We start from the raw sequence: 26,070 nt of genomic DNA, 5'->3' as shown, positions 1-26,070 counted from the left end.
GCGCGCAGCGCACCTGCTGCGCGGCGCGAGGACAACGAGGACAGCATGGCAGCAGTGCAACTGAGCGGCATCTACAAGCGGTACGGCGAGACCCAGGTCGTGCACGGCATCGACCTGCACATCGACGACGGCGAATTCGTCGTGCTGGTCGGGCCGTCGGGCTGCGGCAAGAGCACGCTGATGCGGATGGTCGCGGGGCTCGAAGAGATCAGCGGCGGCGAGCTGCTGATCGGCGGCACGCGCGCGAACGGGCTGCCGCCGCAGCAGCGCAACATCTCGATGGTGTTCCAGAGCTACGCGCTCTATCCGCACCTGAGCGTCTACGACAACATCGCGTTCGGCCCGCGCATCCGCAAGGAGGCGGCAAGCGGCTACAAGCCGCGTATCGAGGCCGCCGCGAAGATGCTCAACCTGAGCGGCTACCTCGACCGGCTGCCGCGCGCGCTGTCGGGCGGCCAGCGCCAGCGGGTCGCGATGGGCCGCGCGGTGGTGCGCGAGCCGTCGCTGTTCCTGTTCGACGAGCCGCTGTCGAATCTCGACGCAAAGCTGCGCGTGCAGATGCGCACCGAGATCAAGGCGCTGCATCAGCGTCTGAAGAATACGGTGATCTACGTCACGCACGACCAGATCGAGGCGATGACGATGGCCGATCGCATCGTCGTGATGAACGCCGGCCGCATCGAGCAGATCGGCAAGCCGCTCGATCTGTACGATCGTCCGGAGAATCTTTTCGTCGCGAGCTTCATCGGCTCGCCCGCGATGAATTTCGTGCAGGGCGAACTCGTGCAGCAGGGCGCGGGCCTTGCGCTCGCGACCGGCGACGGCGTGCGCATCGCGCTCGAACAGGCGCCCGCGGCGGCGCGCGCGGGCGCGCGCGTCACGCTCGGCGTGCGGCCCGAGCACATCGAAACGCACGCGACGCAGGACGGCGTGCCGCTCGATGTCGAGGTGGTCGAGCCGACTGGCGCCGAGACCCACTTGTACGGGAAAATAGGCGGCAACACGTGGTGCGTGACGACCCGCGAGCGCGCGGCGCTCGCACCGGGCCAGCGCGTGATGCTGCGGCTGCCGGCCGGGTTCCTGCATCTGTTCGATACGGAGAGTGGCCGCAGGCTCGCCTGAAACCGCGTGTGCCCGCTGTTGTTGCACCTGGCAAGACGCGGATTCCAGACCTCGAACCCTTTAGGAAGACGCGGGTGCCCGCTCCCAACCTGATCCCCCAGATCCGTGATGCGCTGACCCAGTTGCGCCCCGCCGAGCGCAAGGTGGCCGACATGGTGCTGAGCGACGTCGACTTCGCGATGCGCGCGAGCATCACCGAGCTTGCGCAGCGCGCCGAGGTGTCCGAGCCGTCGGTGACGCGGTTCTGCCGCGCGGTCGGCGCGAACGGGCTGCGCGACTTCAAGATGCAGCTCGCGCAGAGCGTGGCGGGCGGACTGCCGTACGCATCGACCGCGGTCGCGCGCGACGACGATACGCGCGCGCTGCTCGACAAGGTCGGCGAGGCAGCCGTCGACGGGATCACGCATGCGCGCCACGACCTCGATCCGGCCGTGCTCGAACGCGCGATCGTCACGCTGGCGGCGGCGCGCCGCGTGTACTTCTTCGGCGTGGGCTCGGGCTCGGGTCTCGTCGCGCAGGACGCGGCGCTGCGTTTCCTGCGGCTCGACATCGCCGCGAGCGCGTTCGCGGACGGCCATCTGCAGCGCCTCTACGCGGGCTTGCTGGAGCCGGGCGACGTCGCGTTTGCGATCTCGCACTCGGGGCGCAGCGTCGAAGTGAACGAAAGCATCCAGATCGCGAAGGAGCGCGGCGCGACGACGATCGCGCTCACCAACGTCGGCTCGCGCCTCGCGTGGCTCGTCGACATTCCGCTGCTGCTGCGCGTGCCGGGCGCGATCGACCCGCATACGCCGGGCGTCTCGCGGCTCGTGCACCTGTGCATCATGGATGCGCTCGCCATCGGCGTCGCGCTGCGGCTCGGGCCGAACAAGCTCGCGAAGATGCGCGAAGCCAAGGCGCGCGTGCCGCACGAGCCGGAGGCGGGGGCCGGCGAGGCGCCGTGACCGGTTGACGCGGCGTGGGGGGCGCGGCTGTGTCGCTTTGAGGTTGTGCCGAGGTTGCGTTGTAGTTGCGTTGTAGTTGCGTTGTGGTGGCGTTGCGGTTGCGGTTGCGTACAGGGTGCGTTGTTGTGGCGGCGTGGCGGCGTGGCGGTGTGGCGGCGTGGCGCTCGCGCGGCCGTAGCGCCGAAACGTCAGCCGGCGCCGGGCGCGCCTGCCTCGCTCCATCCGAAACGCCGCGACAGGCGCTGCGCCGCCGCGCCAAGCGTGCGGGCAAGCGTGCCGTCGGGCGCGTGATCGAAGCTGCCCGACGGACCCATCACCGCCAGCACGACGCAGACACTGCCGCTATGGTCGAAGACCGGCGCGGCGAGCGTGCCGATGCCGGGTATCGGCTTGTCGAGCGCGCTGTCCAGCCGCGCGGCGCGTACCTGCACGAGCCGTCGCGCGTAGGAGGGCGCGAGCGGGTCAAGGGGCGACTCAGGCGGCGACTCAGGCGGAGACTCAGGCGGAGACTCAGGCGGAGACTCAGGCGGAGACTCAGGCCGCACCCCATGCGCCCCCCCCGCGAAGATTTCCGCGGGCGCCGCGCCGGCGAGCCGCAGGCTGTCCTGGGCCAGCAGCCCGTGCAGGACGTCGTCGGGCAGGTACGCGGCGAACACCCGGCCGATCGCGGTATGCACGAGCGACATCACGGTGCCGAGCCGCAGGCTCACGTGCAGCGGCCGCGCCGCTTCTTCGAGGCGCACGACGGTCGGTCCGAGCGGGCCGAGCACCGCCATCGCGACGCTCATCCCGCTCGACGCGGCCAGCTCGACGATTTCCGGCTCCGCTTCGCGCGTCGGCGACAGCCGTTGCAGGCCGAGCAACCCGAGTTCGAGCGCGAGCGGCCCCGCGTCGAAGCAGCCGTTCGCGTCGCGGCTCAACAGTCCGATCTTCTGCAGGCTCACGAGATGCGCGAACGCCTTGGCCGGCGTCTGGCCCGCCGCAGCCGCCAGATCGCGCAGCGAGAGCGGCCGGCCGGCCGCGACCAGCGCCGCGAGCAGTTCGCCGGTGTTGTCGAGCGACTGGATGCCGCGCTGCGGCTTTGCGTCCGCGGCTTCGTCGGCGGGGGCGGAGGGGCGGGGGACGTTCATCGTGCGGACATGCCGGATAGAGACGGCGACGCCGCGAGTTCCGCGCCGATCGCCTGCGTCGCGGCGCGCAGCGCGCGCGCCGCCGGGCCGTCCCATGCGACGTCGAGCGCGCGGCTCGCGCTGATCACCGTCAACGCGAGATACAGATGACCGGCCGCGTCGAGCACCGGGGCGCTCAGGCTGCTGATGCCGGGGCTCGGCGCGTCGACGCCGCATTCGAGGCCGCGCGCGCGCAGGGCGGCCAGCGCGGCGTCGAATGCGGCCGCGCTCGCGTACCCCGGCGGCGGCGCATCCGGCGCGCCGAGCTGGTGCTGCCACATCGCGCGGCGCGCGTGCGGCGCAAGGAACGCGCAGAACACGCGCCCGGTCGAGGTGGCCGGCAGCGACATCACCGTGCCCACATGCAGGTTCACGTGCAGCGCGAAGCCGCCGTGCTCGTAATGCACGATCGTCGGCCCTTGCGGTCCCGCAATGCAGACCGCGACGCTCAAGCCGAGCGCTTCGGCGAGCGCGGCGGCCCGCGGCAACGCCGCGCGAAAGGCCGGCTGGTGCTGCAGATGCAGCAGCCCGAGGCGCAGCGACAGCGGCCCGGGCTCGTAGCGTCCCGTCAGCGCGTCGCGCTTGATCAGTCCGAGCCGCGTGAGGCTCACCAGATACGCATGCGCCTGGCCGGGCGCGAGCGCGGCGCTCGCCGCGAGATCCGACAGCGCGAGCGGGCCGCGCGCGGCCGCGAGCGCCTGCAGCAGGCGGCCGCTCACGTCGACGCTCTGGATGCCGCGCTGCGGCTTGCCGTTCGCCTGCGCGGCAGGCGCGGCGCGCGTTCGGGCTGCTGTCGTCACACTCGGTTCATCCGAAAAAGGGTTCATGTTAAACGAACGCGGCGGCCTGTCGGGGCACGAACCGTCCGGCTTGAAATTTGTGTATAGCAACACAATTCGTTATTGACAAATAAATTGCGCGCGGCCTAAGATTGGCCCAACCCCGACGCAACGGCGCAGTCGCCGCGTCCATAACGGGGGCGAGACGTTCCACCCTGCCGCCTGCTGCGGCCCGCCGCGCCGGGTTCGCACTCCGGCCGGCCGCGCCCGCCCCCGTCCAACCTCGATGGAGACAGGCATGGCAAAGGCATTCGCATCCCAGGCAGACCTCGAAGCCAAAAAGATCACGTGGACCCAGCTCTCGGAGAACGCGTACGCGTACACCGCGGAGGGCGATCCGAACTCCGGCGTGATCATCGGCGACGACGGCGTGCTGATCGTCGACACCACCGCGACGCCCGCGATGGCGCAAGACCTGATCGCGAAGATCCGCAGCGTGACCGACAAGCCGATCAAGTACGTCGTGCTGTCGCATTACCACGCGGTGCGCGTGCTCGGCGCGTCGGCGTACTTCGCGCAAGGGGCGCAGCAGGTGATCGCCAGCCGCGGCACGTACGAGATGATCGTCGAGCGCGGCGAGGCCGACATGAAGTCGGAAATCGAGCGTTTTCCGCGCCTGTTCGCGGGCGTCGAGACGGTGCCGGGGCTCACGTGGCCGACTCTCGTGTTCGACCGCGAGCTCACGCTGTTTCTCGGCAAGCTCGAAGTGCGCATCGCGCACCTCGGCGCGGGGCACACGAAAGGCGACACGATCGTGTGGCTGCCGTCGCAGAAGGTGCTGTTCTCGGGCGACCTCGTCGAATACGAAGCGGCCTGCTATTGCGGCGACGCGCAGCTTGCCGAGTGGCCGGCCACGCTCGACGCGCTGCGCGCGCTCGGAGCGCGCCAGCTCGTCCCCGGCCGCGGCCCGGCGCTTACCAGCCCCGAACAGGTCAACCGCGGGCTCGACTACACGAAGGACTTCGTCACGACGCTGCTGCAGCAGGGCCGCGAGGCGGTCGCGCGCAAGCTGGACCTGAAGGCGGCGATGGCGCTCGCGCGCGAAGCGATGGACCCGAAGTTCGGCCACGTGTTCATCTACGAGCACTGCCTGCCGTTCGACGTGTCGCGCGCGTTCGACGAGGCGAGCGGCATCACGCACCCGCGCATCTGGACCGCGCAGCGCGACCAGGAGATGTGGGCGGCGCTGCAGGTTTGAGCAACGCAGGCCGCGCAGCGGGAGGAGACACAGGATGGATATCGATTATCAGCGGCAGTCGCTCGCCTACCAGCGGTGCCGCGAACAGGAGCCGGATGCGCCGGCCGGGACGCACCCGGTCGTCGTGGTCGGCGCAGGGCCGGTGGGGCTCACGGCGGCCATCGATCTCGCGCAGCACGGCGTGCCCGTCGTGCTGGTCGACGACGATTGCACGCTGTCGACCGGCTCGCGGGCGATCTGCTTCTCGAAGCGCTCGCTCGACATTTTCGACCGGCTCGGCTGCGGGCAGCGCATGGTCGACAAGGGCATCAGCTGGAACATCGGCAAGGTGTTCCTGAAAGACGAACTGGTCTATCAGTTCGATCTGTTACCGGAGGCGGGGCATCATCGTCCGGCCTTCGTCAATCTTCAGCAGTACTATGTAGAGGGCTATCTGCTCGAACGCGCGCGCGCGCTGCCGAATCTGGAACTGCGCTGGAACAGCCGGGTGGTTGGGCTGGCGACCCACGGCACGCCGGGCGGCCAAGACGCCGGCGCCACGTTGACGGTTGCGACGCCGGACGGCGAGTACGCGCTGCGCGCGCGTTACGTGGTGGCGGCCGACGGCTCGCGCAGCGCACTGCGCAAGATGATGGGGCTCGACAGCGAAGGGCGCGTGTTCAAGGACCGCTTCCTGATCGCGGACGTGAAGATGGAGGCCGATTTTCCGACCGAGCGCTGGTTCTGGTTCGATCCGCCGTTTCATCCGAATCAGTCGGTGCTGCTGCACCGCCAGCCGGACAACGTCTGGCGGATCGACTTCCAGCTCGGCTGGGACGCCGACCCGGTGCGCGAAAAGGCGCCGGAGCGCGTGATTCCCCGGGTGCGCGCGCTGCTCGGCCCGGACGCGAAGTTCGAGCTCGAATGGGTCAGCGTGTACACGTTCGCATGCGTGCGGATGGCGCGGTTTCGCCACCACAACGTGCTGTTCGCGGGCGATTCGGCGCACGGCGTGTCGCCGTTCGGCGCGCGCGGCGCGAATAGCGGCATCCAGGATGCCGAGAATCTCGCGTGGAAACTGCAGATGGTGCTGGAAGGGCGCGCCCAGGATGCGCTGCTCGACACGTATGCGAGCGAGCGCGAGTACGCTGCTGACGAAAACATCTGCAATTCGACCCGTTCGACCGATTTCATCACGCCGAAGAGCGCCGTGAGCCGCGTGTTTCGCGACGCCGTGCTGACGCTCGCGCGCGATCACGCGTTCGCGCGCCGGCTCGTGAATAGCGGCCGGTTGTCGGTGCCGGCGGTGCTGCGCGATTCGCCGCTCAATACCGCGGACCGCGATACGTTCAGTGCGGCGATGATGCCCGGTGCGGCTTGCTGCGACGCGCCGGTGCGCGCGCACGGACAGCCGGCATGGCTGCTGCCGCACCTGGGGCAGCGCTTCACCGGGGTGCTGTTCTGCGGTGCGGGGGCCCCGGACGCGGCGCAGCGCGACGCGTTGCGGGCCGTGCGCGAAGCGCCGGTGCCGCTCGCGCTGGTGCTCGTGACGAGCGGCGGCGACGCGCCCGCCGCCGCGTGGCGCGCGGTTGCGCCGGATGCACAGGTGCTGGACGACGCCGACGGGCTGGCCGTCGCCCGCTACGATGCGACCCCGGGCACGTTCTACCTGATTCGCCCGGATCAGCACGTCTGCGCGCGCTGGCGACGGCTCGACGCGGCACGCGTCGCCCAGGCGGCGACGCGCGCGCTGGGCGTGGCCGGCACGGCCTGAGCGCCGCCCCGCATGACACGGCAGGAGACACAGATGGCATTGAATACCGAACCCAACCTCGCCCGCCCCGACGATTTCTACGAGGCGCTGATCGACATGCACCGCGATCTCGACGACGCACAGAGCCAGTCCGCCAACGCGCAACTGATCCTGCTGCTCGCGAACCACATCGGCGAACACGCGACGCTGCTCGAAGCGATGCGGCATGCGCGCGGCGGCGCGCTGCGCTTGCCAGGCGGCGTCGCCGCGCCGGCGGCAGCCTAGCGTTCGCCCGTGCGGCGGCGCGCGCAAGCGGCGCGCCGGTGGACCGTACGGGCTTGCGTGCGCGTGCCTGAGCGGCGTATTCATCCGCGCGCGGCTATGATGGCGGGGTCGTCGCGGCAGCGTTGCCAGCGGCGTCCTGATTCTTCGCACCGCTCATGTCCGAATCCGCCAACGCCGCTTCTGTTCGTTTCCATTCGTTGCACGCGCAACCGGTCTGTACGGCAACGGCCAGCGTCCGTCCGCGCGACGCGCATGCCGCGCCGGCGGGCGCCGCCGCGACCGCCGGCGCGGCGAGCGGCGAGCCGGACCCGCCCGCGCCGTCGCGACGCGATACGCTGCGGCTCGCGGTCGGATTGTCGCTCGGCGCGGCGATCGCGCTGGGGTTGGCGCGCTTCGCGTACGCGTTGCTGCTGCCGGCGATGAAAAGCGACCTCGGCTGGGACTTCGCGCAAGCGGGTGCGATGAACACCGCGAACGCACTCGGTTATCTGCTCGGCGCACTGTCGTTTCCGGCGCTGTCGCGTCGCCGGCACGCGCAGGCGCTGTTCGTCGCCGGCTGCGTGCTGACCGCGCTCGGGATGGCGGTCAGCGGCCTGTCGTCGGACACGCGCACGCTGCTTGCGCTGCGCGTGGTGACGGGCGCTGCGAGCGCGCTGATCTTCGTGAGCGGCGGCGTGCTGGCCGCGCACCTCGCCTCGATACGGCCGCGCGATGCCGGGCTCGTGCTCGGCCTCTATTACGGCGGCACCGGCTGGGGGATCGTCGTCGCCGCGCTGCTCGTGCCGCATACGATTCTCGCGACCGCGCACGGCTGGCAGTTCGCGTGGTTCGCGCTCGCGGCGGCGTGCATCGCGTGCGCGTTCGCCGCGGCGCGCGCGGCCGCGCGCATCGGCCATCTGCATGCGCAGGGCGCGCGCGCGGCGGCAACCGGGTCGCCCGGCGCGCCCGCGCCCGGCCTGCGCCGTTATGGCTTTGCGCTCGCAGGCTATGGCCTGTTCGGCGTCGGCTATATCGGCTACATGACGTTCATCATCGCGTTGCTGCGCAACGCGGGGATGAGCGCCGCCACGGTGACGGCGTTCTATACGCTGCTCGGCGCGGCAACCGTCGTATCGGCGCGGGTGTGGTCCGGCCTGCTCGACCGGATGCGCGGCGGCGGCGCGCTCGCGGTGCTCAACGGTCTGCTCGGCATCGCGACGCTGCTGCCCGCGCTGTTCACGCAGCCGGCGGTCGCGTTCGTGTCGGGCGTGCTGTTCGGCGCGACGTTCCTGTCGGCGGTGGCGTCGACTACCGCCTTCGTGCGGCACAACCTGCCGGCGTCGCAGTGGGCGCGCGGCATCAGCGCATTCACGATCCTGTTCGCGTTCGGACAAATCGTGGGGCCGACCGCGATCGGCTGGATTTCCGATAGCGCGGGACTCGCGCGCGGTCTGCTGTATTCCGCGCTGCTGCTCGCGCTCGGCGCGGGGCTGGCGGCCTGCCAGCGGCCGATCGGCGCGCGCGCATGAAAACCCGCCGCGCGTTCGCCGGAGCCGATGAAAATGATTTCATCGAAAAACGTTTGCCAGATCGCGCGTGGCGGGTTTTTATTGCACTACGTTGATTCGGGTCAACGTTTGCGCGATTGAATAACGAACATTCGTGCAATGATTTCCCGCAGTTGCATGTCATGCGTATGCAACCCTTGTCAGACAAGCATCTGGCGGGGGGCGAGCCCATATGGACTGACTATTTATTGCCCATTAAATCATACGGATGCTTTCCGCATGAACGAACAGCAAAAATAAGTCAAAAAGGGTTTTCCCATATATTGATCATTTACGTGTTCCCGAATTAAGATGGGGACCCCTGACCGCTTTGCACCGGATTGCGCGTCGCGCGATATGGGCGCCCGGGTCGGGCCCTGTAGCACCCCCATGTAGCACCCCCATGTAGCACCCCCATGTAGCACCCTATACCCACAGGAGACGAAGATGCTGAGCCCTCACGAATTCGCCACGCTGATGCTGGTCAAGGATGCGACGGATCAACTGGAGGTGGACCGCGCCGACCTGGATGCGCTGCTGGAGCGTCAACTGGTCCGGCTCGAACAGCTGGCGAGCGGAGGCGCACTGCCGCGCCTGACCCACGAAGGGCATTCGATGCTCGACGCGGCAAGCCGGCTGCACTGAACGGCCGGCGCCAGCCAGCCCCCTCGCAGCAGCCCGATCAGACTGTGAGAATCCTTCTGCACGGTTTGCAGTACTGAAGAAATACACAACATAATCAACGGTTCCGGGCAATGCATCGGTCCCGTCATAGCCATTCCGACCGGCGCGCCGCGCACCCGCGGCGCGTCTTCACTCCAGGAGCCATGTCATGAACGAGCTGTCCCCGGTCCCGTATGCGGAGGTCCACAAAGCCAACGTCGCGATGGTCTACGGGCTGGCCAATCTGATGTTCGAGGGCGTGCAGACCTTCGCGCAACTGAATCTGCGGGCCGCACACGCGGCGCTCGGGCAGACCCAGGCGGTGCTGCTGGCGGCCGATCCGCGAGCGGCCGCGCTCGCGCAGGCGGGCGCGAACGGCCCGCTCGCCGGCGAACTGCAGACCTACTGGCGCGGCGTCTACGCGTGGACTGCCAGTGCGCAAGGCCGGCTGACGGCCCTCGCGATCGAACGCTTCGAGGCTCGCAACCGGCACTGGCAGGCGCTCTTCGAAGACGTGTCGAAGCAGGCGCCCGCGGGCTCGCAGGCCGCGGTGGACGCGTTGAAGAAAGTGCTCGATTCGGGCAACGTGTTCTACGAAAGCGTTCACAAGACGGTGCGGCAGGCCGTGCAACTGGCCGAAGGCGGCGTCGAGGCAATGCTGCCGCGCGCATCGGACGCGCCAGACGCGCCCGGCACGCCGGACGCGCTGGCCCGCTAAGCCGTTCCCGTCATTTCCTTCCTTCCGGTGCGGCCGGCAGCCCACATGGTGGGTTGCCGGCCTGACTATTCGGCACACGTTATTTTTTCGTGTCAGTATCGTCACGGTTGCCCGAGCAGGCCGGCGGCGCGCTTGCGGCGTCCGCCGCCTGCGGTCCGGCTGCGCGTTGCGGCCGGTTCCGCCATCCGTTGGCTGCGCACGCACGCAGGAAGGGGGAGACATGTCGACCTCACCGCTCTACGAAAATGGCGCCCCGCACGGCGCGGGCGACGCGGCCGCGCCGCATGACGCGCGTCTTTACAACCACGATCTCGCGCCGGTGCCGCTCGACCGGCGTACCTGGACCGGCTATTGCATCTTCGCGATGTGGATGTCCGACGTGCACAGCGTCGGCGGCTATACGTTCGCGGCCAGCCTGTTTCTGCTCGGCATTTCCGGCTGGCAGGTGCTGATCGCGCTGACGGTCGGCATCCTGATCGTCTATGGGCTGATGAATCTGGTCGGCAAGCCGAGCTTCGTGCACGGCATCCCGTTCCCGGTGATGGCGCGCGTCAGCATGGGCGTAATGGGCGCGAACCTCGCGGCGGTGATTCGCGGCGTGGTCGGCATCGTCTGGTACGGCGTGCAAACCTACTTCGCGTCGAAGGCCGTTGCGACGTTGCTGTTGCTGTTCGTGCCGGCCGCGGCGGCGCTGCACGGGTTCAGCTTTCTGCGGCTCGACGCTCTCGGCTGGGTCAGTTTCCTGTTCATGTGGCTGTTCCAGCTCGTGATTTTCCAGCGCGGCATGGAGACGATCCGCAAGTTCATCGATTTTTGCGGGCCGGCCGTGTACCTCGTGATGTTCGCGCTGATGGCATGGATCCTCTCGCAGGCGGGGCTCGGCAGCCTCGACCTCACGCTCGGCGGCAAGGCGCTGTCCGGCGGCGCGCAACTGGCCGGGATGGGCAACGCGACGCTGCTGGTGGTCAGCTACTTTGCCGCGCTGTTGCTGAATTTCGGCGACTTCTCGCGTTTCGCGCGCAGCGAGCGGCAGATGAAGGTCGGCAATTTCCTCGGCTTGCCGGTCAACTTCGTCGTGTTCGCGATCATCACGGTGATCGTCACGTCCGGCAGCGCGACCGTGTTCGGATCGATGATCATGGATCCGGTCGCGATCGTCGCGCACATCCACAACAAGGTGGCCGTCGTGATCGGCAGCCTGACCTTCGTCGTCGCGACGATGGGCATCAATATCGTCGCCAATTTCGTGTCGCCGGCTTACGACATCGCCAATCTGTTTCCGCGCCACATCGACTTCCGCAAGGGCGGACTCGTTGCGTCGATTCTCGCGGTGCTGGTGTGCCCGTGGATCTTCGTCGACAGTCCGAGGGCGATCACGATCTTCGTCAGCGTGTTCGGCGCGGTGCTCGCGCCGCTCTATGGCGTGATGATGGCGGACTTCTATCTGATCAAGAAGCAGCAGGTCGAAACGGCGGAGCTTTACAGCATGTCGCCGCAGGGGCGCTTCTACTACGACGGCGGCTGGAACCGCTATGGCATCGCGGCGCTGGCGATTTCCGGCGCGATTTCGATTGGCTGGGAATTGTGCTCGCAACTGCTGCACGTGTTGCCCGACAACAATCTCGGCTGGCTGATCGGCGCGGTCGCGGGCGCCGTGTGTTACGTCGCGCTAATGCGTGCTGCGCGGCGCAGCTAGCCGCAGTATCGCGCGGCCGCTGGCGCGCTCATTCCCCCGGTGTGGGCGTGGGTGGCGGCGCGAGGCTCGCGGGCGGCGTATGGTCGTCCAGATGAACGGCGATACGGCGGTAGCTGTCTTGCGCAAACTGTGCCCCGCCGCGCGGATGGGGCGCTGCGCGGGGCGCCGGCGCGGGGTTGACCAGCGCGGCGTCGACCGCCATCGTGTCGCCCGGCGTGGCCTGCATGATGCCGATTGCGCGGATCGTCACCGCGAGGCAGGGATCGGGGGTGAGCTGGCCGTGCGTCGCGACGACGTCGAAGTTGATGTTCAGCCGCCAGAACCCCTCGTGTATGTTCCGATGAATGATGACCGCCTTGACCAGCTCCTGATGGGTCAGCAGAAACTCGCGGTGTGCCATGGATGAACTCCTCGAACCGCGCGCGGCGCGGCGACGCTCGCGGTGGCGAACGGCGTGAAGGCGGCCGTCTGCGGCACGCCGGATCCCATTGTACGAGGCACAAAAACCGCGGCAAGGTGGGCGCGCCCACGCAGTGGCGCACAACGAATCGCGCTGGACGAGGCAGAAGGCTTTTTCAGCGGTTCTTTTCAGCGGCCGTTTTCAGCAGCCCTTTTTCAGCGGTTCTTTCCAGCGGCCGTTTTCAGCAGCCCTTTTCAGCGGTTCTTTTCAGCGGCCCTTTTCAGCAGCCCCCTTCCAGCAGTTCCGTCCAACGGCCCTCTCAAGCGCCCTTCCGCGCCCCTTCAGCGTGCAGCCGCCGCGAACGGCAGCTCGCCGGCCAGCGCCTGCCGGTAGGCGGTCTCGAGGCGCGCGAGATCCTGCGGCCGCTCGCTCGCCTGCACGTTGCGCAGGCCGGGCAGCGCGAGCATGACCGCGCGGCAGTGCGGATAGTCGCGCACGCGCAGTTCGGGCGCGACTGTCGTGAAGAACGCGGTGGTCGGTACGTCGAAGCCGGCCGCGACGTGAACGGCGGCGGTGTCGGCGCTCAGCACGTAGCGCGCGTGGCGGATCCACGCGAGAAACTGCGCGGTGCTGCGCGAGTGCGCCGCGATGTCGACATAGTGCGGATGATCGAGCGGACCGAAGCCGAGTACGGGCCAGCCGAAACGGGTCCACAGGCGCTCGACGAGCGCGCCGCGCGCCGCCGGCGCGATGCTGCGGATCGGCGTGCTCGCGTTCGCGCACAGCAACGCGTAGGGCCGCGCGTGCCACGCATCCGGCAGCGGCGGCAGCGCCAGCGTCTGCAGCCAGCGGTTGGTCTTGCGGGATGCCGGCACCGTCTGCGGCGCGGCGCCGAGGGCGACGAGGAAGAAATCGATCATCGGCAGCGTCATGAAAGCCGGCCAGAACAGCTGGTTGCCGACGTCGATCCGCGTGTCGGACGCCGGCACCTCCGCGAGCGGCCACGGCAGCCGGCGCGTATCGATCAGCTGGCCGGCCGCGAGCGCGTACAGCGCCTCGACAAACGGCGGCGCCTGTTCGGGCCGATAGACGACGAAGCGCACGTGCGGATGCGCGTGTCGGAGCGCGGCAACCGCGCCCAGCCCGATGATCGAATCGCCGAGCGTCACGCCGAGTCCGTTGATCAGATGGACGGTGCGCACCGCCGCGTAATCGAGCGTGAACGGTGCGGCTGCCGCATTCAGGATGCCGGGCTGGCTGGCGAGCGCGATATGCGCGCCGATCGGGTCGTCGCGCTGTTCGAGGTCATATGGCGCGACGATGCGTCCATCGGGCGCGAGCAGCGAGCCGGCGTGGGTGAGCGCTTCGTCGGCGCTTAGGGTGCGCAAGGGAGTGGGTCCGTGGCAAGGCGGGGAACGGGCTGCGCGGCATGCGCGCGCCCCTCGAGTCGATGCCCCGCATTATGCCGTGCATTGCCCGCCTTTGCTGCTGCGCTTCGGGCGGCCGCCGTGCCTGCTGCGGCAGCCAGGGCGGCTATGGCAGGCACACACGGCATGGCATGGCACGGCACGGCATGGCATGGCATGGCATGGCATGGCATGGCATGGCTCGGCTCGGCTCGGCTCGGCACGGCACGGCACGGCACGGCACGGCACACACGGCACACACGGCACACACGGCACACACGGCACACACGGCACACACGGCGGCCAGCCCCCGCCGCCCCCGTCAGCCCTTTGCCTTGCCGGCCACGAGGCTTTCGCGCAGCGTCTTGCGCATGACCTTGCCGGTCGCGGTGAGCGGCAGCGCGTCGACGAAGCGGATTTCGCGCGGATACTCGTGCGCGGCGAGGCGCGTTTTCACGTGCTGCTGGATGTCGCGCACGAGCGCATCGCCGGGCGCGAAGCCCGCGTTGAGCACGACGAACGCCGTCACGATCTCGGTGCGCTGCGGGTCCGGTGCGCCGACTACGGCTGCCATGCAGACCGCCGGATGCCGCAGCAGGCAATCCTCGATCGACGCAGGGCCGATCCGGTAGCCGGCGCTGGTGATCACGTCGTCGTCGCGGCCGACGAAGCGGATGAAGCCGTCCGCGTCGCACTGGCCGAGGTCGCCGGTGAGCAGGTAGTCGCCGCGGTACTTGTCGCGGGTGGCGGCCTCGTTGCGCCAGTAGCCGATGAACATCACCGGATCGGGCCGGGCGATCGCGATGTGGCCGGTCGTGCCGGCGGGCAGCGGCGTGCCGGCGTCGTCGACGATCGCCACCCGGTGGCCCGGCACCGCCTTGCCGATCGCGCCGATGCGCGGCTCGAACAGCGTCGCGCACGACGACACCACGACGTTGCACTCGGTCTGCCCGTAGAACTCGTTGATCGTCACGCCGAGCGCGGTGCGGCCCCACGCGATCAGCTCCTCGCCGAGCGATTCGCCGCCGCTCGCCACCGCGCGCAGCGCGAGCGTCCAGCGCTCGGGATGCGCGACCGTGCGCATCATCTTGAGGGCGGTCGGCGGCAGAAACGTGTGCGTGACCGCGTGGCGCGCGAGCAGATCGAACGCCGCCTCCCCGTCGAATTTGTCGAAGCGCCGCGCGAGCACCGCGACGCCGTGGTGCCAGGCCGGCAGCAGCACGTCGAACAGGCCGCCGATCCACGCCCAGTCGGCCGGCGTCCAGATCAGCTTCGCCTGGGCGGGAAAGCACGCCTGCGACAGCTCGACGCCCGGCAGATGGCCGAGCAGCACCCGGTGCGCATGCAGCGCGCCCTTCGGCTTGCCGGTCGTGCCGGATGTGTAGATGATCACCGCCGGATCGTCGGCGGCGGTGTCGACCGGCGTGAACGTGTCGGGCTGCGCGTCGAGCGTCGCGTCGAACGGATGCGCGTCGGCGCCGGGCGCCGCGTCGACGCAGTACACCGCTTTCAGCGCGGGCAGCGTGGCGCGGATCTCCGCGAGTTTCTGCAGGCCCGCGGCGTCGGTGACGAGCGCGGCCGCGCCGCTGTTTTCGAGCCGGTACTGGATCGCGTCGACGCCGAACAGCGCGAACAGCGGCACCGTCACGCAGCCGGCCTTGTACGCGCCGACGTGCGCAATCGCCGTCTGCGGCGATTGCGGCAGAAAGATCGCGACCCGCTCGCCCGCACCGACGCCGTGCACGCGCAGCGCGTGCGCAAACTGCGCGGACCGCCGGCGCAGATCGTCGAACGTGTAATGCACCGCGCTGCCGTCGCGCTGTTCGTAGATCAGTGCGAGACGGCCGGAGCCGTCCGCCCATTTGTCGCAGACGTCGACGCCGATGTTGTAGCGCGCGGGAATGTGCCACGCGAACGTGGCCGCGAGTGTGTCGTACGACTCGCCTTCTGCAAGCATGAACCGACTCCTTCGGGGGGATTGGGTATCGCAAAACGTGAGTAAATCTCACGGTACGGTCCCGGTCAAGTGGGTGATGCCCGCGCATCGGCGCGGAAAAACCGCCCAACTCCCGTGGATGACGCATCTGTTTTAAATTGAGTATGGCTCACAAAATGGGCGGTCATGCTCCGGAGCGGGCGGCGTGCCGCCCGACGCCGCCCGGCCGGATATTGCCGCTGCATCCATGGCGTAATCCTTGGTGATGAGGCCCGCGTGAGTCTCGCCATGCCAAAGCGCATTGGCCCGATTTATGCAGAAGATTAAACGCGAACCGGACGCCATGCTGAATGGCGTAAATCCGCTTCGTTAAAAGAAAGCGCTGGTTGGTAGTGCAGAGCATTGGCGATGCCAGATACGGTCGGGAAGTGAAAATAATGAATGGAGAATCGCGTTTACCCGCAGCCTGTTTCTGCGTTGCAGCAAGCAAAAAGGTCTGATTTTTCAGATGTGTTGCGCTGCAACTCATTGCCGCGCTGCATCAAGCGCGCGATGCAGCAGAATGTGTGTGAAGTGCCTCTTTAAATTGATACGGGATGCAGAAAATTTAGCTTCTCGCGCATTGGCAATCGGTAAATTGCGCCGTCCTGATTGATTTAAATCATTCGGCACGCCCCTGATCGGGAAAGCCCTTACATCGTGCGGGAATGGTTAGCGCTAGTCTTGTGTTGAAAGGAGGGAAACCATGAGACGCGCATTTAATATCGCTGTACTGATGCTCCTTGCTTATCTGACCGTCGGCCGTGCGTTGACGCACGCCCAGGTGGGCGAAGGCGGTGCGGTGTCCTGTGAAAAGGGCGCCGAACTGGTCCGGCTGGGTGCGCTCGGCAAGGGCTTTTCCGAGGTGGCATCGAGCGGGCAGAGCCAGAATTTCCTGTCGAGCTGTCTCGTCACCGGCGAGGCCCGCTTCAACGACGTGATCGCCCGCAACTAGGCACCGGCTTTCCCGCTTCGGCGGCGGGTATTCTGTCTGACGTATGACGCGGTGCACGGCAAGTGCGCCGCAACAGACCGAACCGATGAGTTGGCCGGTCTGCAGCGAGACACTTTTGCCTCGCTGCACGAATGCGTTTGAGTGTGACTTGCTGCGGTGCATCGAGACGGGCCGCGCGACGCATCACACGCGTTATTCCTGCGCGCCTTCTCGCGCGCTCCCGCTCGTTCCTGCACTTTTCTTCCGATGCTCCCGCGTGGCGTGCGCCGGCCGCGCACGGACTCACGTCATTCGAGTTGTCCCGACAGACACGCGTCGATGGCTTCGAAGCCGGGCCGCGCGGCGACGTCCGTCGCGAGGCACGCGTCCTTCAACGCAGCAAGCGGATTCGGCGCCGATGGCGCGCCGGAGTGCGGCTCGATGCATGCGAGCAATTCTTCGAGCAGACGCCCGAACGCGCGAACCTCGATGCGTTCGAGCGCAGGTGCATCGCGGCTGCCTGCGCGCGCATAGAACGACGCTGCGCCGAAATCGCCGAGCAGCGCCTGCCCGTCGTCGCGATACAGGATGTTGTGCGCGTAGAGGTCGCCGTGCAGGATGCCGCGCCGATGCAGATGGCACGCCGCCGACGCGATGCCCGCGGCGATGCGCACAGCGCTCGCCGCCGTCAGACGCAGGCCGTCCGCATAGACGTCGCGGGTGCACGAGTCGAGACTGGGCGGCCCGGCCAGATTACCGAAACGCGGATCGATCAGCGACATCACGAGCGCGTCGCGCGCCGCCGGGTGATCGTCGACCTTGCCGAGCAGGGGGATCAGGTTCGGATGCGCGCCGGCCGCGAGGCACGCGACCATTTCGCTGTGCGGCAGGCCGTCGCTTGTGACGGCGCCCTTGAACAGCTTCACCGCGGCGTCGCGCGTGCTGCCGCCGGAAGAGTCGCGCAGTTCGGCCCGGTGGATCACGCCCGATGCGCCTTCGCCGAGCATCGGGCCGATCGCGAGCGATGTCCACGGAACGCGACGGATCGGCGCGGTGGCGAGCGCGCCGTCTTCGAGCGCTTGCGCGAACGGATTGCCGCCGAACGCAAGCCATGCAAGCCGCGGCAGCGCCAGCAGCCAGGCCGGCAGGCCGGCGAGCCGGTTTGCCGCCAGCCGGACGAGTTCCAGCCGCGTGCACGCGGCCATCTCGTCGGGCAGCGTTCGCAGCCGGTTGCCGGCGAGCATCAGCTTTTGCAGGCGCGTACAGCGGCCGAGTTCGGGCGGCAGCGCGTCGATCCGGTTGTCGGTCAGGATCAGCCAGCGCAGCGCCGGCGGAAGCGCACGGCCCGGCACCGTCCGGATCGCGTTGGCCTTGAAGCCGATCAGGTCGAGTTGCGCGCACTCGCCGAGCACCTCGGGCAGCGTGTCGAAGCGGTTGCCCGAGCAGAACAGGATGCGCAGCTTGTGCAGGCGCGGCAGATCGTCGGGGAGCGACGTCAGTGCATTGCCGGACAGGTCGAGTACTTCGAGCGTGTCGGCGAGTGCGAAGATGTCGCGCGGAAAATCAGTGAGGCCGCCGCCGAGCGTGAGTCGGCGGGCGCCGCTCAGCTGGCCGGCGCGCAATCGGTCGAGGATCGGCTGGGTCAAGTTCAGGGCGCGGAGGGCCGCGGCGAATCGTTCCGTAAGGGGCCCTGATTGTACCGGTTATGCACCGGTCATCGCGCTTGCGTCGGTCGTGCCGGCGCGTCGGTCCGTCGTGAAACGAATGATCGTGCTTTTATTTACAGCGCGCGGACGCGCACGTATGATGGGCCGCATGGCCGGTCCCCCCGGCGCCCCGGCATCCCGGCACGGCAGGAGACCGTCATGAACACGCTTCATCACGCCCATTGGCCCCAGGGCGTACCGCGCCACCTGAGCCTCCCGCAGACGAACCTGTTCTACAACGCCGAAGTATCGGCGACCCGCTACCCGGACAAGCCGTTTCTCCTCTTCTACGATTCGCCGCTGAGCTTCGCGCAGTTCCGCCGCGAGTGCGAGCAGATGGCCGGCTTCCTGCAGCACGTGTGCGGCGTGCGGGCGGGCGACCGCGTGCTGCTGTACATGCAGAACAGCCCGCAATGGATCATTGCCTACTACGCGATCCTGCGCGCGAACGCCGTGGTCGTGCCGGTCAATCCGATGAATCTCGCCGGCGAGCTGCGTCACTACGTGCAGGATAGCGGCGCGCGCACCGTGTTCGTGTCGCAGGAACGGGTCGAGCAGGTCGAGCCGCTGCTGGACGACGCCTCGCCGCACGGGCTCGCGCACGCGATCGTCGCGACCTATAGCGATTATCTGCATGTGCCGCCTTCGTTCGAGCCGCCTGCGTGCGTGAGCGCGCCGCGCCGCGCATTCGCCCGGCACGGCGTGACGGCCTGGCACGACGCACTTGCACGCCAGCATGCGCCCGGCGCGCTGTGCACCGGGCCCGACGACCTGTGCGTGATGCCGTATACGTCCGGCACCACGGGCCGGCCGAAAGGTTGCATGCACACCCATCGGAGCGTGATGAGCACGCTGGCAGGCAGTTGCGCATGGTTTGGCGGCACGCAGGACAGCGTGCACCTGTCGGTGCTGCCGCTGTTTCATGTGACCGGAATGCAGGGCGGCATGAACGCGCCGCTCTTCGCGGGGGCCACGGTCGTGCTGCTGAGCCGCTGGGATCGCGACGCCGCCGCGCATTACATGCAGCGGCATCGCGTGTCGGCGTGGCAGTCGATCTCGACGATGATGGTGGACTTCCTGTCGAACCCCAAGCTTGTCGACTACGATCTGTCGCATCTGCAGGGCGTGCGCGGCGGCGGCGCCGCGATGCCCGATGCGATCGCGCGCAAGCTGAAGCAGTTGACCGGCCTCGATTACGTCGAAGGCTACGGCATGTCGGAGACGATCGCCGCGACGCACATCAATCCGCCGCGGCGGCCGAAGCCGCAATGCCTCGGCGTGCCGGTGTTCGACGTGGATGCGCGGGTGATCGATCCGGTCACGCTCGAAGAACGGCCGCAGGGCGAGTCGGGCGAGATCGTGATGCACGGTCCGCAGGTGATGCAAGGCTACTGGCGCGACCCGAAGGGCACGGCCGACGCGTTCGTCGAACTCGACGGCAAGCGCTTTCTGCGCAGCGGCGATCTGGGCCACGTCGATGCGGAGGGTTACTTCTTCATGACGGACCGGCTCAAGCGCATGATCAACGCGTCGGGCTACAAGGTCTGGCCGGCCGAGGTGGAGGCGCTGATGTACCGGCACCCCGGCATCCAGGAAGTGTGCGTGATCGGCACGCACGACCCGCGCCGCGGCGAAACGGTGAAGGCGCTCGTCGTGCCCGCCGCCGGCTACGCGGACACCCTGACCGGCGAGGCCGTGATCGGCTGGGCGCGCGAGCAGATGGCGCCGTACAAGGCGCCGCGCATCGTCGAATTCGTCGCGTCGCTGCCGAAGTCCGGCAGCGGCAAGATCCTGTGGCGCAAGCTGCAGGAGGAGGATGCCGCGCGCGGGTCCGCGTCGGGCGACGCCCAGTGAGGGCCGCGCGTGCGCGTCAGCGGGCGCGCAGGTCGAGTTCGAGAAAGAGCGCGTCTTCGACCGGATTGAACACGTAAGCCGGGATCGGGCGGAAGCCGAGCGACGTGTAAATGCGTTGCGCCGCTTTCATCTGCGGCAGCGTGTCGAGCCGCATCGCCGCGTAGCCGCTGTCGCGGGCTACCCGGACCACGGCTTCGGCGAGCCGCAGGCCGAGTTGCTGGCCGCGTCCGGCCGGACGCACGTAGAGCCGCTTCATCTCGCACACGGTTTCGTCGAGCGCACGCAGGCCGACGATGCCGAGCGCCGCGTCGTCCTGCCACGCGAGCAGCACGCATCCGCGCGGCGGCGCGTACTTGCCGGGCAGGCCGGCGAGCTCCGCGTCGAAGTTCTGGAAGCCGAGGTCGATGCCCAGTCCCGCGGCGTATTCCCGCATCAGCGCGCGCACTTCGTCGGCTTGCTGCGGGAAGCGGGCGGGACGGATCTCGATCATCGGAAGGCTCCATGCGGGTGAACGGCGGCGTGCCGCGCGCGTGCGCCACATTGTGCCTCACGCGCGCGCTCAGCCGGGCGCGGCCGTTGCCGCGCAGCCGGCAAGCGTGCGTGTTTCATGCTAAAAGACGCACTCCGGCGGCGGGATGCGCGCCGCCGCCGGTGGCGACCCTGCTGCCCGATCTGGCTGGATGAGGAGGTCTCGATGTCCGTCCGTACTCCCCGAAGCGCCGACGCGCGCTACGGCCACGCGGTCCGCTGCGCGCTCGCACTGGCCGCACTGCTCGCCGCGCTGGCCGGCTGCGCGCCGCTCGCACCCGGCGCCGCCGCGGCCGCGCCGGGCCCCGCGCCGCATGCCGCGGCCGGACCGCTGCCGGTGCCCGCCAACCTGGTGGCGCTGACGCAGCCCGCGGGCGCGGCGCGTCTGCTGTCGGCGACGGACAAGACCGCGTACTGGCCGCTGTCGCAGTACTTCGAGACGCAAAAGAACGAAGCGTATTGCTCGGTCGCCAGTGCGGTGATGGCGCTCAACGCGTTGGGGATTCGCCGTCCGGCGACGATGCAGTACCCGGATTTCCCGTTCTTCACGCAAGACGATTTCTTTCGCGGCGTCGATCCGGGCATCGCCCGCGCCGCGCAGGTGGCCCGCGAAGGGATGACGCTCGATCAGCTCGGCGACGCGCTGCAGGACTTTCCGGTGAAGGTCGCGCGCTATCACGCGGACGATCTGACGCTCGCGCAGTTTCGCGCGCTGATTCGCGCGGCGACGGGCACGCCCGGTCGCTTCGCGCTGCTCAATTACCACCGCAAGGAGATCGGCGAGGTGGGCGGTGGTCACTGGTCGCCGCTAGCCGCTTATGACGCCGCGACCGACAGCGTGCTGGTGCTCGACGTCGCGCGCTACAAGTATCCGGCGGTATGGGTGCCGCTTGCGCAGCTTTTCGCGGGCGCGCGGGCGGTCGACAGCGACAGCCGCCGCGCGCGCGGCCTGTTGATCGTGAGCGCGCGCTAGCGGTCGCGCCGTTGCGGCCGGCGGCGCTGCCGCTGCGTGCCGGTTCCCCGCGTGCGCGCTGCTCAGACCGTCTTCAGCAGGCGCGGCCGCGCGTCGCCCGGCTGCGCGAGCGGGTGGGCCGGGGTACGCGCCGGGGTGTGCGCTGGGGTGTGCGCCGGGGTGTGCGCCGGGGTGTGCGCGACCGGTGCCGGCTGGCTGCGCGTCGACAGATAGCGCAGGCAGCAGACGCGCAAAAACGACGCGAAATTGCCCGGCACTTCGCCGCGCAACGTGCTCAGTTCGTCGTGCAGCTTCATCGCGAACTGGCTCGTCGTCAGTCCTTCCTCTGCCGCGATCTCGTGCAGCACGTCCCAGAACAGGTTCTCCAGCCGCACGGTGGTGATCACGCCATGAATGCGCAGCGAGCGCGTGCGCGATTCGTAAAGAACCGGATCAGCGTTGACATAAATCCCGCACATCGGCTCGTCTCCTGCGTAAGGTCCCGATCGCCGGCGCGACAGCGGCCGGCGGCGTAAGGCATCCACGGTACACCTGTTTTGTGGCGCCTGTCGCGCCGCGCGCACCCGCGTCAGCGTGTCTCCCGGTGCGGCCGTTGAAGCAAAAAATGCTATTCATCACACGAAACGCACGTACTTTTATCCGATTTGCGCGATCAATCGATAAACTTTCATGAGTTCGTGCCGATATATGGACCAATGACTGACTGACCAGGCGCGTCGACGCCCGCATGTGACATCCGGATGAATGCGTGGGCATCCGGCGGGCGGTCGCGCCGGTGTACTCGACGCCCGGGCCGGCGTCTTCAGGCGGCTGAAGGCCGGAACAAGGCACAAGCTCATGGATCGCATATCGTCAAAGGGCAGCCGCGCGCGCCCCTCGCACCGCGGCGCGCTATTTCTCGTGCCCACGCTCACCCTGATGGTGCTCGGGGTGCTGTGGGCCACCATCCTGCTGCGACTGCAAGTCGAGCGGGCCGACGTCGTGCACGACACGCGGGTGGCCGCGCGCACGCTCGCCGACGCGCTGCGCATTCATACGCAGAAGACCGTGCACGATGTCGACGAGATCGCGCGGCTCGTCAAGTTCGGCTACGAGACGTCGCCGCGCACGTTCAGTCTCGCGCGCTACGAGGCCTACGGGCTGATCAGCGCGGATACCGCGCTGCAGGTCACGGTGGTCGGCGCCAACGGGCACGTGATCGTCTCGACGCTGCCGTTCTCGGGCACGGTCGACCTTAGCGATCGCGCGCATTTCCGCGTTCATCTGCTGAATCCGCATGCGGGTCTCTATATCAGCCAGCCGGTGATCGGCCGCATCTCGGGGCGCTGGTCGGTGCAGGCGACGCGCCGCATCGATCGGCCGGACGGCCGTTTCGGCGGCGTGGTCGTGGTGTCCGAGAACCCCGCGTATCTGACCGACGGCTTCTACAACAGCGCGGCGCTCGGCGACGACGGGATGATCGCGGTGTTTTCGGATCGCGGCTTCGTGCTGTCGCGCCGCGCGGGCCATGCGCCGAGCCGCACCGGCGCGCCGATCCCGGCCGCTTACGCGGCGCTGCGCGGCAACGGCGTCGCCGAGTTCGTCGATCCGCTCGACCACGTCGAGCGGATGGTCGCGAGCAGCCGCCTGCCGGGCTACGGGCTGACGGTCGTGGCGGGCCTGAGCATGCACGAGGCGCTCGACGACTATCAGCGCATGCGCCGCGTCTACGTGACGATGGCCACCGCGATCTCGGTGATGCTGGTGGCGCTGTCGGGCTGGATCACGGCGCTGATCGCGAAGCTGCTGACGGGCAAGGAGGCGCTGCACCGCCTGTCGCAAACGGACCGGCTCACCGGACTGCCGAACCGCGGCAGCATTGTGGACCTGCTCGACGACGTCGTCGCGGCACCAGCCGCGCGAGGCGAGGTCGCGGCCATCTTCATCGATCTCGACAACTTCAAGGCGCTCAACGATACGTTCGGCCACCACTGCGGCGACGAGGTGCTGGCTGCGGTCGCCGCGCGGCTGCGCGCCGTGGTGCGCTGCCGCGCGATCGTCGGGCGCCTCGGCGGCGACGAGTTTCTGGTGGTGGTGCAGGCGGCGGACGCGCAGGCGGTCGCGATGCGGATCGTCGACGACGTGCTGGTTGCGCTGCGCGCGCCGTTCGCGGTGCACCTGATGGTCGAGGTGATCGACGCGAGTCTCGGGGTGGCGGTGCTCGAACCGGGCGAGAGCGCGAGCGAGCTGATCCGCCGCGCCGACCTGGCGATGTACGCGGCCAAGCAGGCGGACCGGCATCTTCCGCAGGCACACGCCGGCGACCGGCCGACGCTGAGCCGGACCGCGTGACCGCGCGCGCCGGGGGCCACGTTCGCCGTTGTAGGACGACGTATAATGAGACGATCCGCTCTCTCTGAAGGAAGCTTTCGATGACCGCGTCCCCGCCCCTCAGTGCGCCGCCGGCGCGCGTGCGCGCAAGCCTCGCCGACCGGGTCGTGAGCTATGTCAGCGAGCAGGTCGCCTCGCATGCGCTGAAGCCCGGCGACAAGCTGCCGACCGAGACGACGCTGATGTCGCTGGTCGGCGTGAGCCGCACCGTCGTGCGCGAGGCGATCTCGCGCCTGCAGGCGAACGGGGTGATCGAGACCCGCCACGGGATCGGCAGCTTCGTGCTGGAGCCGCGCCGCGAACCGCTCGGCCTCGACGTGGTGCCCGCGACGACGCTGGCCGACCTGCTGTCGGTGATGGAGTTGCGCATCAGCCTCGAAACCGAATGTGCGGGGCTGGCGGCGCAGCGGGCGAGCGAGCGCGACATCGCGGACATCCGCGCGGCGCTCGACGCGATCGAGGCGGCGAGCCGCGCCGGCGGCGACAGCAGCGCCGCCGACCTGCGCTTTCACGTTGCGGTGGCGAGCGCGACCGGCAACCGCTATTTCGTCGATATCCTCACGCAGATGGGCACCGCGCTGATTCCGCGTCATCGGGTCAACTCGCCGAGCCTCGCGAACAGCGACGCCGCCGCTTACATGGCGCGCGTGAACGTCGAGCACGAAAGCATTCTCGACGCGATCCGGCGGCGCGATCCCGAGGGCGCGCGCGCCGCGATGCGCATGCATCTGTCGAGCAGCCGCGAGCGGCTGCGGCGCGCCCGCGGCGATGCGGCCGGCGAGGGCGCCGGACGGACCGCCTGAAAACACGGCCCAAGACTTCATGCCGGCCGGCCGCGCGCGACGGGCAAGCGGGCAAGCGGGCAAGCGGGCAAGCGGGCAAGCGGGCAAGCGGGCAAGCGGGCAAGCGGGCAAGCGGGCAAGCGGGCAAGCGGGCAAGCGGGCAAGCGGGCAAGCGGGCAAGCGGGCAAGCGGGCAAGCGGGCAAGCGGGCAAGCGGGTCATCGTATGACTGGGCGGTATGCGCGCGTTCACAGTGGGTCCACAACGGCTTTCGCATCGTTCGAACGCTATTTCGTCTCTCGAATACGGGTAAACACGGCTTCCTGCCGGTTCGTTCTGATCGTAGATTGTCATAAGACATCGTATAACTCGTGTGCAAACGGCGTGCGCGCCGCACAGGAAGGATCGAGGACGCAATCATGGACCCATCGATAAACCCATCGTCGCCGTACCGCCCCTTGCCGAACGGCTTTCGCGCGGGTGTGCGCCGGCGCGAGCGCCTGATCGGCTGCTGGTCGTCGCTGGCGAGCCCGATCGTTGCCGAGGTGCTGGGCACCGTCGGCTTCGACTGGATCCTGCTCGACGCCGAGCACGCGCCCAACGACGAGCTCACGCTGATTCCGCAGTCCATGGCGCTGAAGGACAGCCGTTCCGCGCCGGTGGTGCGGCCGCCCGCCAACGACCCCGTCGTGATCAAGCGCCTGCTCGACGCGGGCTTCTTCAACCTGCTGGTTCCGTTCGTCGACAGCGCTGCCGACGCCGCGCGCGCGGTCGCCGCGACCCGCTATCCGCCCGCGGGCGTGCGCGGCGTGTCGGTCGGACATCGCGGCAACCGCTTCGGCGCGGTGGCCGATTATCTGCAGACGGCGAACGACAACATCTGCGTCGTCGTGCAGATCGAGAGTCGCGCCGCGGTCGACGCGATCGACGAGATCGTCGCGGTGGACGGCGTCGATGCCGTTTTCATCGGTCCGTCCGATCTCGCGGCCGGCTACGGGCATCTCGGCAACGCGGCCCATCCGCAGGTGCAGCAGGCGATTGCGCATGTGTTCGCGCGCGCCGCCGCCGGCGGCAAGGCGAGCGGCATACTCGCGACGCTCCAGCAGGACGCGGAGCGCTACCTCGCGATGGGCGCGACGCTCGTGTCCGTCTGCGCGGACATCGGCATGCTGCGTCAGGCGGCGCTCGCCGCGCAGCGGCATTTCATGCCGGCCTGAGCGCGACGGCGCCGCGCCCGACGCGGCCTTTCCT

The 26,070-nt window shown here is 68.7% G+C and carries 23 protein-coding genes; 15 read left to right on the top strand and 8 right to left on the bottom strand.

Features of this window, described 5'->3' with window-relative positions; translation table 11 throughout:
• The first annotated feature begins 45 nt into the window (after nucleotides 1–45).
• Nucleotides 46–1,122, top strand: coding sequence for an ABC transporter ATP-binding protein (locus AC3AP7_RS28705; RefSeq protein WP_487363677.1), 1,077 nt, complete (start codon nucleotides 46–48; stop codon nucleotides 1,120–1,122).
• 74 nt (nucleotides 1,123–1,196) lie between these two features.
• Entirely contained in the window at nucleotides 1,197–2,066 is an 870-nt protein-coding gene (locus AC3AP7_RS28700; protein WP_487363676.1) for a MurR/RpiR family transcriptional regulator, read from the top strand.
• Between the two features lie 188 nt (nucleotides 2,067–2,254).
• Here the strand turns inward: AC3AP7_RS28700 and AC3AP7_RS28695 are convergent, their stop codons facing one another.
• Together AC3AP7_RS28695 and AC3AP7_RS28690 are read right to left on the bottom strand one after the other, a co-directional pair.
• Nucleotides 2,255–3,196 (bottom strand): IclR family transcriptional regulator, encoded by a 942-nt coding sequence (locus AC3AP7_RS28695; RefSeq protein WP_487363675.1) that lies wholly within the window; start codon nucleotides 3,194–3,196, stop codon nucleotides 2,255–2,257.
• Nucleotides 3,193–4,062: an IclR family transcriptional regulator domain-containing protein gene (locus tag AC3AP7_RS28690; protein ID WP_487363674.1), complete on the bottom strand. Its 870-nt coding sequence runs from the start codon at nucleotides 4,060–4,062 to the stop codon at nucleotides 3,193–3,195. The genes AC3AP7_RS28695 and AC3AP7_RS28690 overlap by 4 nt, the downstream gene beginning before the upstream one ends.
• A 250-nt stretch (nucleotides 4,063–4,312) precedes the next feature.
• Between AC3AP7_RS28690 and AC3AP7_RS28685 the strand changes: the two genes are divergently transcribed.
• From AC3AP7_RS28685 to AC3AP7_RS28655, 7 genes are all read left to right on the top strand, one after another.
• Nucleotides 4,313–5,272 (top strand): MBL fold metallo-hydrolase, encoded by a 960-nt coding sequence (locus AC3AP7_RS28685; RefSeq protein ID WP_487363673.1) that lies wholly within the window; start codon nucleotides 4,313–4,315, stop codon nucleotides 5,270–5,272.
• Nucleotides 5,273–5,306: 34 nt separating this feature from the next.
• A complete protein-coding gene (locus AC3AP7_RS28680) occupies nucleotides 5,307–7,025 on the top strand; it encodes an FAD-dependent oxidoreductase (protein WP_487363672.1) in 1,719 nt (572 codons plus the stop codon).
• A 33-nt stretch (nucleotides 7,026–7,058) separates the two neighbouring features.
• Complete coding sequence (locus tag AC3AP7_RS28675) at nucleotides 7,059–7,289, top strand: DUF2783 domain-containing protein (RefSeq protein WP_487363671.1); 231 nt, start codon at nucleotides 7,059–7,061, stop codon at nucleotides 7,287–7,289.
• Between the two features lie 155 nt (nucleotides 7,290–7,444).
• Nucleotides 7,445–8,797 carry a YbfB/YjiJ family MFS transporter gene (locus tag AC3AP7_RS28670; protein ID WP_487363670.1) on the top strand — a complete coding sequence of 451 codons (1,353 nt, stop codon included), beginning with the start codon at nucleotides 7,445–7,447 and terminating at the stop codon, nucleotides 8,795–8,797.
• 465 nt (nucleotides 8,798–9,262) lie between these two features.
• Entirely contained in the window at nucleotides 9,263–9,460 is a 198-nt protein-coding gene (locus tag AC3AP7_RS28665) for a hypothetical protein (protein WP_487363669.1), read from the top strand.
• 187 nt (nucleotides 9,461–9,647) lie between these two features.
• Nucleotides 9,648–10,196, top strand: coding sequence for a phasin family protein (locus AC3AP7_RS28660; protein WP_487363668.1), 549 nt, complete (start codon nucleotides 9,648–9,650; stop codon nucleotides 10,194–10,196).
• A gap of 220 nt (nucleotides 10,197–10,416) precedes the next feature.
• Nucleotides 10,417–11,892, top strand: a complete 1,476-nt coding sequence (locus AC3AP7_RS28655) for an NCS1 family nucleobase:cation symporter-1 (RefSeq protein ID WP_487363667.1) — start codon at nucleotides 10,417–10,419, stop codon at nucleotides 11,890–11,892.
• A 28-nt stretch (nucleotides 11,893–11,920) separates the two neighbouring features.
• On the opposite strand, the gene AC3AP7_RS28650 is transcribed toward AC3AP7_RS28655, so the two are convergent.
• The 3 genes from AC3AP7_RS28650 to AC3AP7_RS28640 form a co-directional block, all read right to left on the bottom strand.
• Nucleotides 11,921–12,292: a hypothetical protein gene (locus tag AC3AP7_RS28650; RefSeq protein WP_487363666.1), complete on the bottom strand. Its 372-nt coding sequence runs from the start codon at nucleotides 12,290–12,292 to the stop codon at nucleotides 11,921–11,923.
• 341 nt (nucleotides 12,293–12,633) lie between these two features.
• Nucleotides 12,634–13,680 carry a glycosyltransferase family protein gene (locus tag AC3AP7_RS28645; protein ID WP_487363665.1) on the bottom strand — a complete coding sequence of 349 codons (1,047 nt, stop codon included), beginning with the start codon at nucleotides 13,678–13,680 and terminating at the stop codon, nucleotides 12,634–12,636.
• A gap of 340 nt (nucleotides 13,681–14,020) precedes the next feature.
• Nucleotides 14,021–15,655: an acyl-CoA synthetase gene (locus AC3AP7_RS28640; RefSeq protein WP_487363664.1), complete on the bottom strand. Its 1,635-nt coding sequence runs from the start codon at nucleotides 15,653–15,655 to the stop codon at nucleotides 14,021–14,023.
• Between the two features lie 724 nt (nucleotides 15,656–16,379).
• Between AC3AP7_RS28640 and AC3AP7_RS28635 the strand changes: the two genes are divergently transcribed.
• A complete protein-coding gene (locus tag AC3AP7_RS28635; RefSeq protein ID WP_487363663.1) occupies nucleotides 16,380–16,628 on the top strand; it encodes a hypothetical protein in 249 nt (82 codons plus the stop codon).
• Between the two features lie 287 nt (nucleotides 16,629–16,915).
• Here AC3AP7_RS28635 and AC3AP7_RS28630 read toward each other — a convergent pair whose 3' ends face one another.
• Entirely contained in the window at nucleotides 16,916–18,253 is a 1,338-nt protein-coding gene (locus tag AC3AP7_RS28630; protein WP_487363662.1) for a leucine-rich repeat-containing protein kinase family protein, read from the bottom strand.
• Between the two features lie 219 nt (nucleotides 18,254–18,472).
• Here AC3AP7_RS28630 and AC3AP7_RS28625 point away from each other — a divergent pair, with 219 nt between their 5' ends.
• Nucleotides 18,473–20,167: a long-chain fatty acid--CoA ligase gene (locus AC3AP7_RS28625; RefSeq protein ID WP_487363661.1), complete on the top strand. Its 1,695-nt coding sequence runs from the start codon at nucleotides 18,473–18,475 to the stop codon at nucleotides 20,165–20,167.
• A gap of 16 nt (nucleotides 20,168–20,183) precedes the next feature.
• On the opposite strand, the gene AC3AP7_RS28620 is transcribed toward AC3AP7_RS28625, so the two are convergent.
• Nucleotides 20,184–20,657, bottom strand: a complete 474-nt coding sequence (locus AC3AP7_RS28620) for a GNAT family N-acetyltransferase (protein WP_487363660.1) — start codon at nucleotides 20,655–20,657, stop codon at nucleotides 20,184–20,186.
• A gap of 204 nt (nucleotides 20,658–20,861) precedes the next feature.
• Between AC3AP7_RS28620 and AC3AP7_RS28615 the strand changes: the two genes are divergently transcribed.
• Nucleotides 20,862–21,668 carry a phytochelatin synthase family protein gene (locus AC3AP7_RS28615; protein ID WP_487363659.1) on the top strand — a complete coding sequence of 269 codons (807 nt, stop codon included), beginning with the start codon at nucleotides 20,862–20,864 and terminating at the stop codon, nucleotides 21,666–21,668.
• A 62-nt stretch (nucleotides 21,669–21,730) separates the two neighbouring features.
• Here AC3AP7_RS28615 and AC3AP7_RS28610 read toward each other — a convergent pair whose 3' ends face one another.
• Complete coding sequence (locus tag AC3AP7_RS28610) at nucleotides 21,731–22,126, bottom strand: ribbon-helix-helix domain-containing protein (RefSeq protein WP_487363658.1); 396 nt, start codon at nucleotides 22,124–22,126, stop codon at nucleotides 21,731–21,733.
• Nucleotides 22,127–22,505: 379 nt separating this feature from the next.
• On the opposite strand from AC3AP7_RS28610, the gene AC3AP7_RS28605 reads away from it, so the two are divergent.
• From AC3AP7_RS28605 to garL, 3 genes are all read left to right on the top strand, one after another.
• The gene (locus AC3AP7_RS28605; protein ID WP_487363657.1) at nucleotides 22,506–23,999 is read left to right on the top strand and encodes a bifunctional diguanylate cyclase/phosphodiesterase; all 1,494 of its coding nucleotides are present in this window, start codon (nucleotides 22,506–22,508) and stop codon (nucleotides 23,997–23,999) included.
• A gap of 80 nt (nucleotides 24,000–24,079) precedes the next feature.
• Nucleotides 24,080–24,841, top strand: a complete 762-nt coding sequence (locus AC3AP7_RS28600; protein WP_487363656.1) for a FadR/GntR family transcriptional regulator — start codon at nucleotides 24,080–24,082, stop codon at nucleotides 24,839–24,841.
• A gap of 397 nt (nucleotides 24,842–25,238) precedes the next feature.
• Nucleotides 25,239–26,036, top strand: a complete 798-nt coding sequence (gene garL, locus AC3AP7_RS28595) for a 2-dehydro-3-deoxyglucarate aldolase (protein WP_487363655.1) — start codon at nucleotides 25,239–25,241, stop codon at nucleotides 26,034–26,036.
• Nucleotides 26,037–26,070: the final 34 nt, after the last annotated feature.

This window comes from Paraburkholderia sp. PAMB 6770 (assembly GCF_057748135.1).
The sequence above is the reverse complement of the archived record's forward strand: the minus strand, read 5'-3'. Positions and strand labels throughout refer to the sequence as shown.